Annotated in this window: 13 protein-coding genes; 9 read left to right on the plus strand and 4 right to left on the minus strand. The window is 58.7% G+C overall.

Features of this window, described 5'->3' with window-relative positions:
- Positions 1 to 272: 272 nt before the first annotated feature.
- Positions 273 to 1,793, minus strand: a complete 1,521-nt coding sequence (locus N688_RS05405) for an MFS transporter (protein WP_052888322.1) — start codon at positions 1,791 to 1,793, stop codon at positions 273 to 275.
- A gap of 145 nt (positions 1,794 to 1,938) precedes the next feature.
- On the minus strand, positions 1,939 to 2,418 hold the full coding sequence (locus N688_RS05410; RefSeq protein ID WP_052888323.1) for a MarR family winged helix-turn-helix transcriptional regulator: 480 nt from the start codon (positions 2,416 to 2,418) through the stop codon (positions 1,939 to 1,941).
- Positions 2,419 to 2,601: 183 nt separating this feature from the next.
- Here N688_RS05410 and N688_RS05415 point away from each other — a divergent pair, with 183 nt between their 5' ends.
- The 3 genes from N688_RS05415 (at position 2,602) to N688_RS05430 (ending at position 6,591) form a co-directional block, all read left to right on the plus strand.
- On the plus strand, positions 2,602 to 3,837 hold the full coding sequence (locus N688_RS05415; protein ID WP_081838544.1) for an NAD(P)/FAD-dependent oxidoreductase: 1,236 nt from the start codon (positions 2,602 to 2,604) through the stop codon (positions 3,835 to 3,837).
- A gap of 623 nt (positions 3,838 to 4,460) precedes the next feature.
- Positions 4,461 to 5,972, plus strand: coding sequence for a hypothetical protein (locus N688_RS05425; RefSeq protein WP_238321067.1), 1,512 nt, complete (start codon positions 4,461 to 4,463; stop codon positions 5,970 to 5,972).
- 271 nt (positions 5,973 to 6,243) lie between these two features.
- Positions 6,244 to 6,591, plus strand: coding sequence for a hypothetical protein (locus N688_RS05430; protein ID WP_156025311.1), 348 nt, complete (start codon positions 6,244 to 6,246; stop codon positions 6,589 to 6,591).
- A 105-nt stretch (positions 6,592 to 6,696) separates the two neighbouring features.
- Here the strand turns inward: N688_RS05430 and N688_RS05435 are convergent, their stop codons facing one another.
- A complete protein-coding gene (locus N688_RS05435) occupies positions 6,697 to 7,389 on the minus strand; it encodes a response regulator (RefSeq protein ID WP_052888327.1) in 693 nt (230 codons plus the stop codon).
- Positions 7,386 to 8,522 (minus strand): HAMP domain-containing sensor histidine kinase, encoded by a 1,137-nt coding sequence (locus N688_RS05440; RefSeq protein ID WP_052888328.1) that lies wholly within the window; start codon positions 8,520 to 8,522, stop codon positions 7,386 to 7,388. The genes N688_RS05435 and N688_RS05440 overlap by 4 nt, the downstream gene beginning before the upstream one ends.
- A gap of 914 nt (positions 8,523 to 9,436) precedes the next feature.
- Between N688_RS05440 and extP the strand changes: the two genes are divergently transcribed.
- The 6 genes from extP (at position 9,437) to glgA (ending at position 16,714) form a co-directional block, all read left to right on the plus strand.
- On the plus strand, positions 9,437 to 10,258 hold the full coding sequence (gene extP / locus N688_RS05445; protein ID WP_052888329.1) for a selenite/tellurite reduction operon b-type cytochrome ExtP: 822 nt from the start codon (positions 9,437 to 9,439) through the stop codon (positions 10,256 to 10,258).
- Positions 10,259 to 10,538: 280 nt separating this feature from the next.
- Positions 10,539 to 11,078 carry a cytochrome b family protein gene (locus tag N688_RS05450; protein WP_052888330.1) on the plus strand — a complete coding sequence of 180 codons (540 nt, stop codon included), beginning with the start codon at positions 10,539 to 10,541 and terminating at the stop codon, positions 11,076 to 11,078.
- Between the two features lie 39 nt (positions 11,079 to 11,117).
- Entirely contained in the window at positions 11,118 to 11,822 is a 705-nt protein-coding gene (locus N688_RS05455) for a QcrA and Rieske domain-containing protein (RefSeq protein WP_052888331.1), read from the plus strand.
- A 241-nt stretch (positions 11,823 to 12,063) separates the two neighbouring features.
- Positions 12,064 to 13,044: a c-type cytochrome gene (locus N688_RS05460; RefSeq protein WP_052888332.1), complete on the plus strand. Its 981-nt coding sequence runs from the start codon at positions 12,064 to 12,066 to the stop codon at positions 13,042 to 13,044.
- 537 nt (positions 13,045 to 13,581) lie between these two features.
- Complete coding sequence (locus N688_RS05465; protein ID WP_052888333.1) at positions 13,582 to 15,051, plus strand: hypothetical protein; 1,470 nt, start codon at positions 13,582 to 13,584, stop codon at positions 15,049 to 15,051.
- Positions 15,052 to 15,244: 193 nt separating this feature from the next.
- Positions 15,245 to 16,714, plus strand: coding sequence for a glycogen synthase GlgA (gene glgA / locus N688_RS05470; RefSeq protein ID WP_052888334.1), 1,470 nt, complete (start codon positions 15,245 to 15,247; stop codon positions 16,712 to 16,714).
- Positions 16,715 to 16,792 lie beyond the last annotated feature (78 nt).

Here is a 16,792-nt window from a genome sequence, read left to right on the forward strand (position 1 = left end):
CCCGGCCTGGGGACATTGTCAAGAGAGACAAGGGCGTCGGCGGAGGAAGGGAGCTGTGGAGGGGCATGACTATGGGCGGGAACGAGAGCGAGGGAGGAAGAAGAAGTCGGGGGACTGGCGAGCGACAGGGGGGCCTGTGCCCGGCTCAGCCATCCATAGAAGGCGGTGCACCTCGCTCGGAGAGCGAGGCGCACCGGGGGAAAGCGTCGCAAGCGGGTACCCCTGGCCCAACCAGTATTGGCCGCTGTGACTCTCAATCAAAAGATGCCTCTTTAGCGATGTGAAGGGCGTAAAGCGGCCACCAGCATCGCTACCAGGCTCAGAGCGAACGACACCAGGAACGCTGAGTGCAAACCGTGCATAAAAGTAGCCAGAGCTGAAGGGAACTGGCCCATACCGCCGCCGTAGATAAAGACCTGCATCACCGCACCCATAGGGACCCCCTTCAGAGCCAGCGGAAAGACAATAGCAATACTGAGCATCTGGCCAGTATTATTGAGCATGCCCAGCAGTCCCGAGGCGGCCCCGCGCTGATGAGGTGGCACCGAACTCATAATCGCATTCGTATTGGGTGAAACAAAGAAGCCGGAGCCGCCGCCCATCATCGCCATATAAAGCGAGAGCAGCCAGAACGGTGTTGTAGGCGTAATAGTTGTCAAGCCTAGCAGGCCCAAAGCTGAGACGGCCAGGCCGATGGGAGTCAGAATGCGCGACCCAATGTGGTCCGAGAGGCGGCCACTCAGCGGACCGATAATCATAAAGGCCGCCCCGAAGGGAGCAAGCATCAGCCCGGCGGTCAAAGGATCTTGCCCGTAGGGTCCCTGAAGAAAGAAGATCAACAGGAAGAGCACCGCGCCGCGCGCGATCCCGTTCAGCAAGCCGCTCAAGCTAGCCATTGCAAAGAGGCGCTGGCGGAAAAGCTGCAGTTGGACAATAGGGGCCTGAACGCGCGGCTCAATCGCGGCGAACAGGAGGAGGCTGAGCAGGCCCACCACCAGGATAGCCACAGTCACCGACTCGCCCAGCAATGGAAAAGCCACCATCGTCAGGGCCAGCAAGGTACCAGAGAGACCCAGGGCCAGTGTCAAGCCCCCGACCCAATCGATGGGAGTCTGACGAGCCGGGCGTACCGGCTCGCGCAAGCGCCAGATTCCCCAGAGCGTTCCGAAGATCGCCAGAGGCACATTAAAGAGGAAGACCGAACGCCAGGACCACTCAGTGAGCAGACCGCCGATAATCGGTCCGATCAAGAAGCCGGCAGCTCCGGCGATCTGATTGATTCCCAGGCCCAGGCCGACCTCGCCCTTTCGAAAAGCATCGGTCACAATGGCTGTGCTGTTAGTCATCAGCAAGGCGGCCCCAAGGCCCTGGATCAAGCGCCCTGCCACCAGATCAAGGCCGTGGAAAGCGGGCTGGGCCAGGCCAGCGACCAGCGAGCCCAAAGCGAAGAGCAGGAAACCACTGTTATAGAGGCGCTTGCGGCCCCAAATATCGGCCAGGCGACCAACGATGGGCGTCAAGACAGTCAGCACCAACAGATACCCCATCAACGTCCACATAATCGTGAAGAACGACGCCTGCAGCTCCACCAGGATCGCTGGCAGAGCGATCAGCAGGGCCGAACCTTGAATAGAGGCCAGCAGCGCCCCCACGGTGGTCACCGAGAGCGCCGTCCAACGATAGCCATCGTCTCGCCCTGCCAGCTCACTCTCGTCGGCAGCGCTGGTCTGCCCGGAGGCATAAGGCATCTCTTGCGTCAACGGCGTCGAAGAAGACTCCGATGAAGTCTGCATAATAAAACCTTTCTACTCTCCTTTTCAGTGACACAGGTGGACAATAAAAAGAGGGGAAACAGCATGCATGCAGAGAGCAAGAGCGTTGAAAACGAAGTGGAACGGAGCGGAGCGGAGCAGATAAGGGCCTTCAGCGGACCGTCCATCAACCCTCGATGAGGCGACGCAGAGCGGGAAGCGCAGCGACAAGATGCTCGCGCTCAGTCTCGCTCAAGCGTGCCAGACGGCGCTCCAGCGAGGCCAGGCGGCCACGGTCATAGAGTTGGACCAGGCGTTGGGCGCGCGCTGTTGGCTTCACCCAGACCGTACGCCAGTCGGCCTCATCGCGACTCCGTTCCAGATAGCCCTGAGCCTGCAAGCGTTTCACCATAGCCGTCACCGTTGAAGGCGTCACCCCGAGTTGGCGAGCCAGCTCCTGCATCATACAGCACTTGCGCTCAATCAGAATGCGCAACAGGCTCAGCTGGCCGCTGGTGGTACGGATCTCGGAAAGGTCCTCGCGATCAGGCTCAGCCAGGACCTCGGAATTGAGCGCGTCGGTGTGCATCTGGCGCAGCACCTTGGGGACAATATCCAGCAGCTCCATTGCCAGCGCTGCGCTATCATCCTGCGAATCCGGTCGCATGTTCGCTCCTTACTCACTTTGACAATCTAATTATATGATAGGCAAACTAGCGAGGCAAGTAAAGGGAAGCAGGCCGTGTCTGCTGGCCTTATGGAAGAGTCCAGTAGCAATTTCGCCTCAACTATGCTAGAATCGCCCATGATAAGAGACCAGGAAAACCATCGCAGGCAAGGAGAACGGCATTTGGCAACGCACGACAAACGGTACGTTATCATTGGAAACGGGATCGCCGGCACCACAGCCGCCGAGACCTTACGCAAGCTTGATCCAAACTGCAGCATCCAACTAATTACGAACGAGCCCTATCCTCTCTATAACCGTGTTTCATTGCCGCGTTTCCTGCAAGGGGTGTTACCCGAGCAAAAGGTAATGATTCGTGACTTTGCCTGGCATGAGCAGCGCCGAATCTCTCTGCTGACCGAGACGCTCGTCACTGAGGTCAACACGGACGAGCGCGTTGTCGTAACTGAGCGTGGGCAACATTTCCCCTACGATGCGCTTCTCATTGCCAGCGGGGGCTGGGCCAAGCCGCTGCAGGTGCCGGGGGCAGCCGGCACGAAGCACATCTACAACTTTGTCACCCTGGATGACACGAAGACTATTATAGCGCGCATCCTCGAATCGCGCACGGCCCTGGCCTACGGGGGCAGCTTCATCTCTTATGAGCTATGCGATGGCTTCGCCATGCGCAAGCTAGAGACCACCTGGCTTATGCGTGGTCCATACTGGCTGCGCAGCTGCCTTGATCCCGAGGGGGGCGAGATCGTCGACGCCATTGCCAGGCGTTTTGGAGTCACTGTCATCCACGGCGACGAAATCAGCGAGGTTGTTGGGCGCGACGGTGTACCGGCCTATGTCAAGACCAGGCAGGGGCGTGAGATCCAGACGGACATTATTGGTGTGGGGCTTGGGATTACGCTCAACACCGCTTTCCTTAAAGGCACGCCCATTGAGGTCCGCTCTGGGGTAGTAGTGAACGAATATCTAGAGACGAATGTGCCGCATGTCTATGCTGCCGGCGACGTTGCCGAGTTTTATGATCCGACGATTGGCCGTCACCATACGATGGGGACCTGGGATAATGCTTTGGCGCATGGGCGCATGGCTGCCATCAACATGGCTGGAGGTCGTGAGCCATACGTCGATGTACCCACTTACACGAGTCCGCTCTTTGATGTCAACATCGCCGTCATTGGCACTGCCGAATCCAACAATCCGGAGCTGGAAAGCGTCTCCCTGCGCGAGCCTGGTGAAAAGGGCCATGAGAACTACCGCAAGCTGTTCCTGCGCGAGAACAAGCTGGTTGGCGCGGTGATGATCGGCAGTCCCAAAGGACGCAAAAAGCTTGTCGAACTGGTCAAGAATCAGCAGGTGCTGGCCAGCCCCTCCGAGCGAGAGGCTGTTTTGACCCTGAAATAGCACTCCTTTTGGGCTATCGCGCTTGACGAAACTGGGCTGGTAAGATAGCGTAGCTACCATCAAAGATCGTCAGACTCGCCAACCCAGGCAGGTCATGATGATGAGCCGGAGCGAGCATATGCAGGAGGGAGTTTGTGGCCGTTTTCTGTCCGCATTGTGGCAAAGCCTTGCCCAGAGAGAATGCACGCTTCTGCAATAACTGTGGCAGATTTCTGCCTGCAACAAAGCAGGCTACTCCTTCCACTTCCGCCAGCGGAGAGCTATCCTCTTCTGGGCCGCTGGCGACCCAGGGGCCAGCTGGGAAGACGCCTACCTCTGGCAATGTGCATGTGCCTCCTCCCTGGCTGGATCAGTTAGATCGGGAGGTGGCCAGCCGCCGCTGGCGGGCACCGCGCCGTGACTCGCTTGAACGCTTGCCTGGCCAGCCTGGGGAAACAGAGAGTACTTTTCAGGCTGCTTCTTCTACGGGTGACTCATCTGATCTGGCTGCCTCCGCGCAGCCAGATCAGGGGTCTGCGCCTTCGCGGTCAGTCCAGCCTGCTGCGCCTCACTTAAGCTCTCCTTCTAGTGACCAGGAGTCGGCTGCTGCGGGAGATGCAGAGGACCTGTCGGAGACCGCCGCGGTGGCAGAGGCCTGGCGCCGGGCCTGGTTGGCTGATGCGCCAACCTCGGCAGTGCCTGCTACTCGCTCGGAAGAGACTCCGACAGAAGAGGCTGATCAGTCGTCCCTACCCTCTGCTCCAACAGAGGAGCCGCGCCCAGCTCGCCCGCTCTCCCCGCGCGAGTTGCATGTCCGTGTCTGGGAGGAGAATGAGACCCTGATTATGCCTCAGCCGGCGGAAGTAAGCGCTGCTGAACCTCGGCAGCAGCCGGTCTCGGGGCAGACGTTGACCGAGGAGGGTTGGTCTCTGGCTCCGGCTGAGAGCGCCTTGCCTTCTCTCCCCTATGAAGACATGCCCACGCAGGGGCATCTCTTAGGGATAGAGCTATCACGCTCGGAACATGCCCACCCCAGCAGGCAAGAGGATCGGCCTCAGGCGGCTGTCGATGATCTACCGACGATGCCGCTCAAGGCCAGTCCCGGGCCAGGGCTAGTCATTGAGCGTGCCTCAACGCCTCGCCCTACCCGTTGGCAGGAGCACGAGTTGAGCAGGGAGCTGGACCGGCCTGGCAAAGGGCCAGTCAGTTCTCGTGCCCTCTCGGGGGACATTGAGGAGCTGGACACCATGCGCCTGGCAGCGCAGCCTCCTGCCGGGCCTGGGGTAGCCTCTGGCCCGTGGCGCTCTCAGCCTGTCACCCCGTTGCCCGCGTCCTCGCTTCCCTCACCTGCTGGGTCACCTCCATCGTTACCGGGGATTGGTGAAGCCTCCTTCTTTGGGGCTCCGGCCACAGGGACTGGAGCGGGAGGGCCTCCCTCCAGACCGGCAGAGATCGCCAGCTGGGGAGCTAGCAAGAGTGAGCAGGCCCCCCACCTGGCTCATCCCTCGCTCCGCCACTGGGAAGCTGAGGAAACGGCGGCTCTGCCCCAGGTCGAAAAGCCCGGCTCGTCGCCGGCTGCGCGCTCAACTGCCGCCGAAGGCCAGGCTCCACGGCGACGTAAGCGACCGCTGGCCATTGTCGCGCTGATTCTGGCTTTGCTCCTCATCAGCGGCGCTTTGACTGCCTGGGTGGTGGTGTATCAGCCGTTCAGTGTTCCACTCATTACTCAACCTCAGCAGGCATTTAGCGATCAGCGCCTCGGCGTAGCGCTCTCATACCCACAAGGGTGGAGCTATCGCCTGGATTACCAGCAGGGAAAGGTCACTTTTAGCGATAGCACGCACACCGGACAGATGATCGTCCTGGTAACTCCTGCTACCGATCAAGACCTGGCCCACTATCTCCAGAAAGAGGCGAGCCAGATAGGTCTGACTGGTGCCAAATCAGCGGACCCTCTGATTTTTGGCGGTGCGAGCTGGCAACAGCTGCGGGGAACAGTAGTAATCGCGGGTGCCAGCTACACAGAATCCCTGCTGGCCACAAGTCACGCCGGCCATCTCTACACCTTCATGCAGCTGGCATATCAAAAGATCTACACAGATGAGGAGAAGCAGGTCTTTGCGCCAGCACGAGCCTCCTTCCGCTTTCTCAGCTAAGCGCAGACCAACGTGACCGGCGAAACTGGGAAGGCTGGCATTGCGTGGAAGAAGTGATCTATCTATCCCCCATTGCGACGGAACTATGTTATAATGTGCGCGATATCCGGTGCAGACCTATTCCCCCCGGGGGTAGGGCTGATAGGCACTGGAAAGCGGGATAGCTTCGCTTCCCATGCTTCACGATCGACGGACAGTGTGGCGTAGATCTGGTGATCAGAAAGGAGGGCGCGGCGGTCAAGCCCAGCTGCCGCGCAGACCTGGCAGGCTTATGGAAGACATTCGCTTCGAACGACACTTCCGCACACCCTACTCAGAAGGCTATTACATCATGCAGGGTAATAGCCTGCAGAACAGCACGCGGCTTGGTACCATTGACATCCACTTCACTACAACGGCAGTGCACGGTACCTTGATCCTGGAGCGTGAGCTGGAGGAGGCTGAGCTGACCAAACTGATCGAGCAGATCGACGAAGACCTGGTCCTTTCAGCAGATATGCCACGCGACGACTTTCTAGTGAGCGTCTACGTTGGCAGAGACGTCGGCTTCTACAGCGACGAGTATTTCGCCGGAGAGGGCGAGCGAGGGGCTGGCCTCAGCGATGAGGATGAGGTGTAATGTGGTTGCCCCCTCTCTCATCCTCGCCGCTGTCACCGAAAAGAGGCTCACTCGGCGGCCAGGCCGACGAATTTCACTGGCGGGCGGAAGGGATGCGCCGCCCAGCTAGTCTTCCAGCAAGCCGCGCCGCATCGCGTACTTGACCAGCTCGGCGCGGCTATGGAGATTCAGTTTATCCATAATGTGGGTGCGGTGCGTGTCAACCGTCTTGGGGCTGATAACCAGGCGTTCGGCGATCTTTGTATTGGTATACCCCTCAGCCACCAGCTTCAGAATTTCCCGCTCTCGCTCAGTGAGGCTCTCATAGCTATCCTTCTCCTCACCGGCGCGCACACGCTGCAGGTAGTCGCCTACCATGACCGACTGAGCCACCGGCGACAGGTAGACCTGGCCATTCTGGATGACGTGCAGCGCTGAGATCAAATCGGTGTCGGCGGCCTCCTTGAGCATATAGCCCGAGGCACCCGCCCGCAGCGCCTGAAAGATATATTCATCGTTCTCGTGCATCGTCAGAATGAGCACCTTGGTCTCGGGAACCTGTTTTTTGATCTGCCGCGTAGCCTCGATCCCGCTCATGTCGGGCATAGTGATATCCATGAGCACGATATCGGGTTGGAGGCGAAGCGCTTCCTGGAGAGCCTGACGGCCATCCTGCGCTTCGCCAACTACCTCCATATCGGGCTGAGCGTTGAGCATCATCTTCAAGCCAGCGCGCAGGATGGTATGGTCATCAGCCAGGAGAATGCGAATCTTCTGCACGGCTTTCGTCGTCTCCGCTGTACTCGTCGTTGTCGTCATACCGTTACCGGACCTCCGCGCGGTTGCGTCTCCGAAGGTGTCAGCTCAGCGTAAAGGCCAGACTGGCTATCGCTCTGGCGCAGGGGCAAGCGTACCTCGATAGTGGTACCTGCACCGGGGCGTGACTGAATATCCAGAGAGCCATCGAGGAGAACGGCACGTTCCTGCATTCCGGCCAGACCGAGACCGCGCTCCTGGCCTGGCGTCTTCATCAAGGCCTCGACATCGAAGCCGCAGCCATTATCGCTGATCGTAGCGTGGACGGCCCCTTCCTCCTCCCGCAGCGCAATAGAGACTCTGGTCGCATTGGCATGACGAGCGGTGTTGGTCAGAGCCTCTTGCACAATGCGGTAGAGCACGGTCTCCATCTCGGCGGGCAGCCGCCCCTTGAAGCCTGTGGCAGAAAACTCTACCTCGATGGAGCATTTCTGTTGATATTCTTTAATATACCAGCGCAGCGCTGGCAGCAGGCCGAGGTCGTCCAGGGCGCTGGGGCGCAGATCGATGCTCAAGTTACGGATGGCCCGCAGCGTTTGATGGGCTAGATTGCGTGTATCGGCGATACGCTCCCGGGCCTCGGGACTGGTCACCGACTTCTCCAGGATGGCCAGGCTGATCAGCAGCGAGGTGAGCATCTGGCTGGTTTCGTCGTGCAACTCGCGAGCGATCCGTTTGCGCTCCTGCTCCTGAGCATTGATGATCTGGGTTGAACGCAGGCGCGAAGCCTCGTCAATGGCCTCCAGCATCACGTTGAAGGTAGCAGCGAGCTGGTCGGCTTGAGGATCAAGCCCAGTCAGCGGAGCGCGCAGAGAGCGCTCGCCCTTCTGGACGCGGCTCATCACCTTGCCCAGGTCCATCAGTGGCCGGAAAGCGATCTGCAACAGCAAGAAATTCAAGGCCACACTCACCAGCCAACCCACCGTAATAAAAATGACCAGCGAGGTAGGGGTTGCCAGTCCCTGCCGGCTATCGTTCAAGTGGGAGGCCAGCCAGGTACCGCCGGTGGCACCAACAAAGATGATGAGGCTGTTGGCGATCAGAACTTTATAGAAGATAGGCAGGCTGAGCAGGGGCCTGAGCAGTCGTGGCCAGCTCTGGACCCCCGACCCGGCCAGGGTGATCTTGCGCTCCATAGCTCTTGAACCTCTCTACGCTTGGCAAGGATGAGCCTCCCTCTCCTTTAATTGTAGCCTTGGGGGGCTTGCCTGTCAAACGAGCGCACACAAAACCGCGCCTGTGATCCCCGGTTGCCTGAGCTAGCTATACTATTAGCAACTTGAAATGGTGCATTCAGTATAACACTGATGGTGTATGAGTAGAGAAAGCAAAAAATGGTTGAATGCTATTCTCTCCTATTTTATCGGCTTCCCCCGATCTCCCAGGTCAGCCGACGCTTCAGAAAGAAGACAATCGCGGGAGGAACCTGGCAAAGCGCGAGGAGGAGGGCAGAATCAGGTATTTACCTGATGTTCTCCTCCGGTTCCCATGCTATAATCTCCCGGGTGGCTGAGAACCTCCACGCCGGTCTTTCTCCTCAAAAGAGGTGTACTACAAGGTAAAACGGGCATGACCTTCCCTGGAGCACAGAGTGGCCTTCTGGATGAGAGCGGAAGGGGGATGAGCGAGGTGCCAGCAGACAAAATCAGGTAAACACCTGATGCTCTCCTCGGGAGAACTCTGTAATCTAACAATCAGGGGCAGAGAAAGAGCGGGCCGCTCCTCGGAGCGTGCTGGGGGCGGGGGGAGAAGAGAGAAAACCGCCCTGTCCGCCCGTTCGACCTTACCCATCTGGCGCAGAAGCAGCCTCTTTCCTAGAGGAGAAGGGGGAGGAGCCGAGCGAGGCAGGACCCTGTTGGGAAGGGGTACTCAGGGAGAGAGCGGGTGTGGTATAATCTGCCACGCAGCTGAGCGCCCAACTCCCATCTCGTTGCTGCTAACTGGCCCCGAGCAGGACTTGCTGGACAAAAGCAGGCAAGGAACGAACCTATGAGCGGCAGCTCAGATGGTCGTCACGCTCGCTGAGGGATGAGAACAGGAGGAACTGTGTGTGAGTTCACTACCTGAAAAGAAGAGCTTGCTCGACATCATCACGCAGAAGATAGTGACGAGCCAGCTCTGGCGATCGATATTCCGCCACGGCTATCCGGACACCCCACTCAACCAGTCGCTGGTGATGATGGGGAACGTCTTCCTGCATCTGCACCCGGTGAAGGTGAGCCGCCAGGCGATGAAGATCACCTATACCTGGTGTATGGGGGGGATCTCCTTCTTCCTCTTCCTGGTGCTGACCCTGACCGGGGTTTTTCTCATGTTTTATTATGTTCCTGAGACCCACACGGCCTATCAGAACATCAACCAGCTCAGCAGCGCGGTCTCCTTTGGCCATCTGGTGCGCAACATGCACCGCTGGGCGGCCCACCTGATGGTCGTCTCCGTGACCCTGCACATGATCCGCGTTTTCTATCATGGGGCTTACAAGCCGCCGCGCGAGTTCAACTGGGTTGTGGGCGTGGGCCTCTTCTTCTGTACTCTCTTCCTGAGCTTTACAGGCTATTTGCTTCCGTGGGACCAGATTGCTCTGTGGGCGATTACGGTGGGAACCAACCTGGCCCCGTACACTCCGATTCTCGGTCAGCCGGTCTACCAGGTGCTGGTGGGTGGTCCCGCGGTTGGTCAGGCGACCCTGATTCGCTTCTATGTTGGACACGTGATTTTGCTGCCGCTGGCCACGGCTATTCTGCTGGCGGTGCACTTCTGGCGTATCCGCAAGGATGGAGGAGCGGCTGGGCCACCGCCACCGTCGCGGCGCGAGCTGGAAGCTCGTCTGGCAGAAGCCGAGCAGGGGCTGGCGCCAACGGCTGCCCGCTAGCCCTCTGCTTGCTGCTCAGCAGGCGAGGCGGGAGGTGGCCTGAGCGAGAGGCCACTGGGGAAGGCAGAGGTCAAGCCTTGAGGAATTCCTTCTTCGTAGGCCAGGCTCTTCCTTCCAGGATGGGCAAGGCCCACTCCGCTTGCTCAAGCAAGGAGTAGAAGCGAGACTAAGAAAGAGAAAGCCGTTGCTGTCTCTGGCTGCTCACCAGGCCAGCCAGGCTGGCCTGGCCTGTCAAGAAAAGCTGGCTCAGGGATTAGAACGAAGATGAGAGGATAGGCCAATGGCAATCGAACAGGAGCCAAAGGTACAGACGCAAGCAGCGGCAACCCAGCGACGCTATCGTACGCTGGCGGTAGTGAGGCAGGAGGCCATCACGCGCGTTGAGAAACCGCTGGAGGACTCGGTTTTTGTCTGGCCTCATTTGCTGGTGCGAGAGTTCTTTGCCTCCACCATCGTGATGGTCATGCTGACCCTGCTCTCGGTGGCGATCGACGCGCCGCTACGGGAGCCGGCGAATCCCAACGTCACGCCGAACCCGGCCAAGGCTCCCTGGTACTTCCTGGGCTTGCAGGAGCTGCTGCACTACTTCCCACCAACGACTGCCGGTGTGCTCATCCCAGGGCTGGTGCTGGTCGGCCTGGCCTGCCTGCCCTACGTGGATCGCAATCCCAGCCGTGCCTACGCAGACCGCAAGATCGCCATTGTGACCTTCACAATGTTTGTGGTCTTCTGGGCCTGTGTGACTCTGGCCGGGAGTTTCTTCCGTGGCCCCGGCTGGGTGTGGTACTGGCCCTGGCAAGGTCTGTTCTTCGACCTGTAAGGGAACTCTGGGAAAACGGAAGGAAAGGATCTGTTCTCTATGAGTATGGATTTCCCGCCGCGGGATGTAGATAGGCCACCCTTGACACCGCAGCAGTACGAGGTGCTCCACGGCGGCGGCGCAGAGGCTGCCGAGCTTGCCCGGCAACGCCTTTCGCGCCGGCGCTTTCTGCGCCGCGCCACGCTGGCTGTCTGGGGCCTCTCGGCGACGACTGCGGTGGCCGGGGCATTGAATATGCTCTATCCGAATCTGGCTGGCCAGTTCGGCTCGGCCCTCAATGTGGGCAATAAGAGCGATTTTCCTGCCGCCAAGCCTTCCGAGGCTAAGCTGGATCAAGCTGGCGTCTTTTATCGCCAAGAGGCCAAGACTTATGTGATCCATCTGGCCAAGGATACGCCTTTGCTGCTCTCTGGCCAGGCTCTGAACGATCAGCTGGATTCAGAGTGGGTTGTCAAGGATAGCGATGGCTCGTACTGGGTGGCGCTCTATCAGCGTTGCGTCCATCTGGGCTGCACGGTGCCATTCCGCGATGACTGTGTGAGCTTTAAGTGCCCGTGCCACGGCTCGCATTATAATGTTGATGGCGAGTTCCTCGATGGCCCGGCGCCCCGCAGTCTGGATCGCTTCCGCATTCTCTTCCAGGGTGAGAGCGTGATCGTGGACACGTCTCAGCTGAACAATAAGGTTCAGCATCCCGATGCGTCCACCCGCCTGATCCCCGAGCCGACGATTGCCTGCGCCTGATGGTCCTTTCTCTGCTCCGGCTCCTGGACGGGTGGCTGGCCAGTGAGGACCCGAAAGGGCCAGGCTGCTAGTGCGCAGCTGCGGTAGCTTCGGCCCGGCCTTCCCGCCGGTACGGTCACTGCCTGGCCTCGCTCTCCGCTGATCTCCGATCTGATATTCGGAGGCTGTCTGCTCCCCGTGCAGATTCCTGGCTGGAGGTAAGAGAAAGAACACAGGGAAAACTCTTGGAAAGGTAGCGCGTATGATCAATCCTGTCCAGGCAGCTATAGGCATTGTCGTGCTGCTGGTGGCCGTTGGCGGCCTGCTCTATCTCTTTTACTCACGCACGAACGCGGTTGAGAAGAGCGGCTATGGGGCGCTGATCATGCTCTCCCTGATCACGCTGATGATCCCCGTCTTCTGGATCATGGAGAGCAATGGCCAGGCGATGGCCAAGGTCCAGCAGCATCAAACGGCCCTGGAGCGCGGCGCTGAGCTCTATGCTCAGTACTGCTTCCAGTGTCACGGCACTAAGGGTCAGGGGCGTGTCGGCCCCAGCTTGAACAATAATCCCCAGGTCAATAAGTTGAGCGATAATGATCTGCTGCGCATTATTAGCGCAGGTATCTATAATACAAGCACTAATCAGCTCAACGTGGCAATCATGCCGGCCTGGAGTGAGGATTACGGCGGCCCTCTGACCAACATTGATATCCAATATCTCTTTGAGCTGATTCGCTCGTCTGATCCGGATTATTTGAAGGCCAATGGGCTGCCATCTGGTAACGGTTTTGACCAGGTGCCGGCGCTCATCCAGAAGAATAACCCGACGGCCTATCAGACGGCGGTCGCTCAGGAGAGCAGCGGTCAGTTCGGCAATCCGGTCGATCTGACTTCGAAGAAGAATGTCACGATCGATATGGTGACCGCCCCCAGTGGGGCGAGCTGCTCGCCGGCCTGCTATGACCCGATCTACGTGAAGGTGAAGGTAGGAACCACGATTACCTGGGTGAATAAGGATACTCAGGCTCATACGGTCACGGCTCTCCAGACAGAGGATCTGAACAATAAGAAGATCGCCTCAAACATTTTTGACTCTGGCCTGTCAAAGCCGATCTTGACCAATGGTACCTTCAGCTACACGGTGACGATGGCGGCCTATAATCTGAATAAGGACCATAAGGTCTACTACTATTGCCAGTACCATCCAAGCATGGTGGCGGTTCTACTGATTGTGCCCTAGTCAGGAACCGTTTGCTGAGAGTGCGACCTGCTTGGTCTGGCTGCCGGCCTTGTATGGCGTCTGGCTGCCTGATTGCTCACCTTGCTCTGCTCTCGTGAGTCAGGCTGAGGTGGAAGGAGGAGCACGGGCTGTAGAGGCTGGCAGCCAGGTGGATACTGGGGTCTGCGTAGACGTCCAGTGTCAGCGCAGATGAGCGTGAGTGTGTCTTTCGCCGTACCAAGAACTGACTGGCCAGGAGCTCGCCCGCTGAGGAGCAGGCCGAGGATAGATCAATGGCAGCAGATCAGCGAGCAATTGCTTGCTCCGGGGCGTTCTCCTGGCCCATACGTAGGTCTGCCAGGCACTGCCAGGGGTTGCTGGTCTATCATGGACTGACGAGAGGCCAGGAGAGGCCGCTTGCTCCCGGCGAAAGGCGCGATGATCAGAGCGGGGCTTCGTGCCCCATATCAAGCATGTCGCCGCAACTGTTTGTGGTACATGTCGTTGAAAGGGCTGGCAACTATGCAGAGAGTTCAACCACGGGAGCTGCCTGAGCGCATGTCGTGGGCACGTGCCCTGATCTTTGGGGTCGGCTTCTTCTTCATTACAGCCTTGCTGATCGGGCAGCTTCCTGGCTATATTTTCGATGAGCTGACAGCTTCCACGCTGCAGGGCATGGAGCAAGGTTCGCTTGCCCTCGGTCTGGTCTGCTTGCTTGGCTTCTTCATTGTTGAGGTTATTGTCCTTCTCTTCGACCCCAAGCCGTTGCTACCGCCCATGCTCTTTGTGGGCCTGGGTCTGGTGCTCTTCGTCGGAGGTCTAGCGTTGCTCTTTTGGGCAGTGCTCACCCCGGTTACGGCGGGGGGAGTCACGACGAACAGCCAGTACTTCCCATCGGCGAACCTCTTCTGGAACCCGCTCCTCGATGGAAATGTGCTCTGGCTGGAGCCGGGGGCTGTTGATTTTGTGTTGATCGCCATTGTGCTCCTCATCGCCGGAGCCGCCGCTATGTTCTACGGGGTTCTGGCGCTTAAGGAGCAGCGCGATCCTGATCGCAGCGATCCCGGGACCACGCCGACGATTCGTGGTCTCACGGTCCTGGGCAGTGTTGTCCTCTTCGCCTACATGCTCTTCTCCATGTTGGTTGACCCCAACGCCCTGGCGGCCCGCATCAATCCGGCCTGCCCCGCAGCGATCGACTTCGCCAAGGGCTGTGGGATGGTCACCGGCCTCTTCGTGGTGAATGCTATCGAGGGCACGCTGCTGGCCATTGCCGTGGCCGCGACTCTAGGGGCTTTTGCTCTGCGCCTGCATTATCTGATGCGCCCTGTGCGCAAGCGGGTAATGGCGCCTTTTTATGCAGTGGGGGTCAATCTTCTGCCCTTCGGTCTGGCTTTCCTGCTGCTCTGGTTCTTCCTCTATCCTTTGCTTGACTGGATTCACAGTTGGTCTCTGGCAGGTCTTGGCGACTGGCTGACGGTCTGTGCGCGTAAGTCGGTGGTGCCGGGTTCCTGTACCTTCTCGCAGCAGGCGGGCTACATCGTCGATGCTTTCTTGACGATGAACTTCTTTGTTCTGCTGATGGCGGCGGTTCGCGTCTGGCGCACGAACCGCAATCTGGTCATCATTGGAAGCTTCTGGGTGGCGGCTATTCTGGGGCTGGCGACCCTGGTGACTCACCTGCATCCCGAGGAGGCTCTGATCGCTCTGCTCCTCTGTGGCGGCACGCTGGTCATGGTCACGATCTGGACAAGTGTGGCGCGGCGCGAGTTCTCCGTGGTGGGCGAGCGCAATCTCGGCTGTCTCGGTCAGTGGCTTGTGGTGGGCACCTGTCTCTTCATCTATATTGCCGCCTTTGCCTTCTTCTCGATCCCCGGCTTCCGTGAGACAGAGCCGAATATTACCTTTACGTCGGGCCTCTTGATTCCCGGCAAAGGCGCGCCCGACGCGATCATTGTCTTTGTTCTGATGGGCTTGCTTGCCGCTCTCCAGTTCTACTTCCTGGTGCGCAATCGCTATAAGGTATAGTCTGGGAGAGAAAGGCAGTAGAAGGCTGCCCGCGCGAGAGGAGGAGAGGCTAGCGCTCTTTAAAGCGTCGCAGGGCTGGCTGGTATCCGTGAGATCTGCACAGGGGCCGGCGCCTGCGACGCTCTCTTTTTTGGCGGCGGAATGATGTATAATGGGGAGCAGATTGTGAGAACGGGAAGACCAGGTAGGCAGTATGCAGAGTGAGAGTCCGCTCAAGATTTTAATTCTCGCTGCGGAAATCGTGCCCTTTGTCAAGGTCGGCGGCCTGGCTGATGTTGTTGGGGCCCTTCCCAAGGCCCTGCAAGCCCTGGGACATGATGTACGCCTGGCCATGCCGCGCTATCGCCAGGTTGATCCTGAGCGCTTTCAGCTCACGCCGGTCCTCGATAGCATCAAGGTGGACATGAATAAGTTCCAGGCCAAAGTGAGCGTGCGCCGTGGCACGATCGGCAACGATATTCCGGTTTACATGATCGATGCCCCCCGCTTTTTTGAGCGCGAGAACGTCTATGGCTATACTGACGATGGCGAGCGCTTCATTTTGTTCTGTCGCGCTGCCCTCGAAGCCATGCGCGCGCTCGACTGGTCACCCGATATTATTCATTGCAACGACTGGCACACTGGCATTGTGCCGAATTGGATGCATACTATCTATCGCCACGACCCCGTTTATGCGGGGGCAGCTACCGTTTATACGATCCATAATCTGGCCTATCATGGCATCTTTGGCTATCGCATCCTCGAAGTGGCTGGGGTGGCAGCCAACGGCTTTCTCTATCCACAGATCGCTGAGCTGGCCAATGTGGTTGACATCATGGGGCGTGGCATCCTCTTTGCCGATGCCATTACCACGGTCAGTGAGCGTTACGCCCAGGAGATTCTGACGCCCGCCTTTGGGGAGAAGCTCGATCACTTGCTGCGTTCGCGCAAGGACCGACTCTTCGGCATTCTCAATGGTATTGACTATGAAGAGTGGAATCCGGCGAACGATCGCTATATTGCTGCTCCTTTCAACGCCAATACGCTAGAGCGGCGGGCTGAAAATAAGCGAGCGCTGCAGCAGCAGGCCCACTTGCCTGTACGTCCCGATGTTCCCTTGCTGGCGATGATCTCGCGCCTGACCGATCAGAAGGGCTTCGATCTTCTGGCGCAGATCGCCCATCCACTGCTGGCCCAGGGAGTGCAGTTTGTGGTTCTGGGAATTGGTGATCCGCACTATCAGGAGCTGTTCCAAGGGCTGGAACAGCAGTATCCAGGTCAGGTGGCCAGCTTCTTTACCTTCAATACGGAGTTAGCTCATCGCATCTATAGCGGCAGTGATATGTTCCTGATGCCCTCGCGTTTCGAGCCGTGCGGCCTGGGGCAGATGATCGCTATGCGCTATGGCAGTGTCCCTATTGTGCATAGCGTGGGAGGCCTGGCCGATACAGTGCATGAGTATGACCCACGCAGCGGTGAAGGGAATGGGTTTACTTTTACACGCTATGATCCCTGGGAACTGTTTGCTGCTATTGTGCGAGCACTGGAGCTGTATCGCTTTCCGGACATCTGGCGCGATCTCCAGCGTCGAGGGATGGCTGCCGACTACTCCTGGCATGCTTCCGCTGTGCGTTACGTCGACGTTTATCGCAATGCACTCGCCTTTCATCAGCAGGGAAAGTAGAGAGAGTGTCGATGGAGAAGCAATCGCTGCGGTCGGTACATGAAGAGGAGAAGTCGACTAGCTAACGCGGTGGCGAGG

It is taken from the genome of Thermogemmatispora carboxidivorans, assembly GCF_000702505.1.
GTDB classification, from domain to species: domain Bacteria; phylum Chloroflexota; class Ktedonobacteria; order Ktedonobacterales; family Ktedonobacteraceae; genus Thermogemmatispora; species Thermogemmatispora carboxidivorans.

Excerpts from the sequence above, each read along its gene's own strand:
- N688_RS05465 (WP_052888333.1), top strand. The coding sequence starts at position 13,582 with ATGTCGTGGGCACGTGCCCTGATCTTTGGGGTCGGCTTCTTCTTCATT.
- N688_RS05440 (WP_052888328.1), bottom strand. The coding sequence starts at position 8,522 with ATGGAGCGCAAGATCACCCTGGCCGGGTCGGGGGTCCAGAGCTGGCCA.
- N688_RS05435 (WP_052888327.1), bottom strand. The coding sequence starts at position 7,389 with ATGACGACAACGACGAGTACAGCGGAGACGACGAAAGCCGTGCAGAAG.
- N688_RS05460 (WP_052888332.1), top strand. The coding sequence starts at position 12,064 with ATGATCAATCCTGTCCAGGCAGCTATAGGCATTGTCGTGCTGCTGGTG.
- N688_RS05405 (WP_052888322.1), bottom strand. The coding sequence starts at position 1,793 with ATGCAGACTTCATCGGAGTCTTCTTCGACGCCGTTGACGCAAGAGATG.
- glgA (WP_052888334.1), top strand. The coding sequence starts at position 15,245 with ATGCAGAGTGAGAGTCCGCTCAAGATTTTAATTCTCGCTGCGGAAATC.
- N688_RS05455 (WP_052888331.1), top strand. The coding sequence starts at position 11,118 with ATGAGTATGGATTTCCCGCCGCGGGATGTAGATAGGCCACCCTTGACA.
- N688_RS05410 (WP_052888323.1), bottom strand. The coding sequence starts at position 2,418 with ATGCGACCGGATTCGCAGGATGATAGCGCAGCGCTGGCAATGGAGCTG.
- N688_RS05450 (WP_052888330.1), top strand. The coding sequence starts at position 10,539 with ATGGCAATCGAACAGGAGCCAAAGGTACAGACGCAAGCAGCGGCAACC.
- N688_RS05430 (WP_156025311.1), top strand. The coding sequence starts at position 6,244 with ATGGAAGACATTCGCTTCGAACGACACTTCCGCACACCCTACTCAGAA.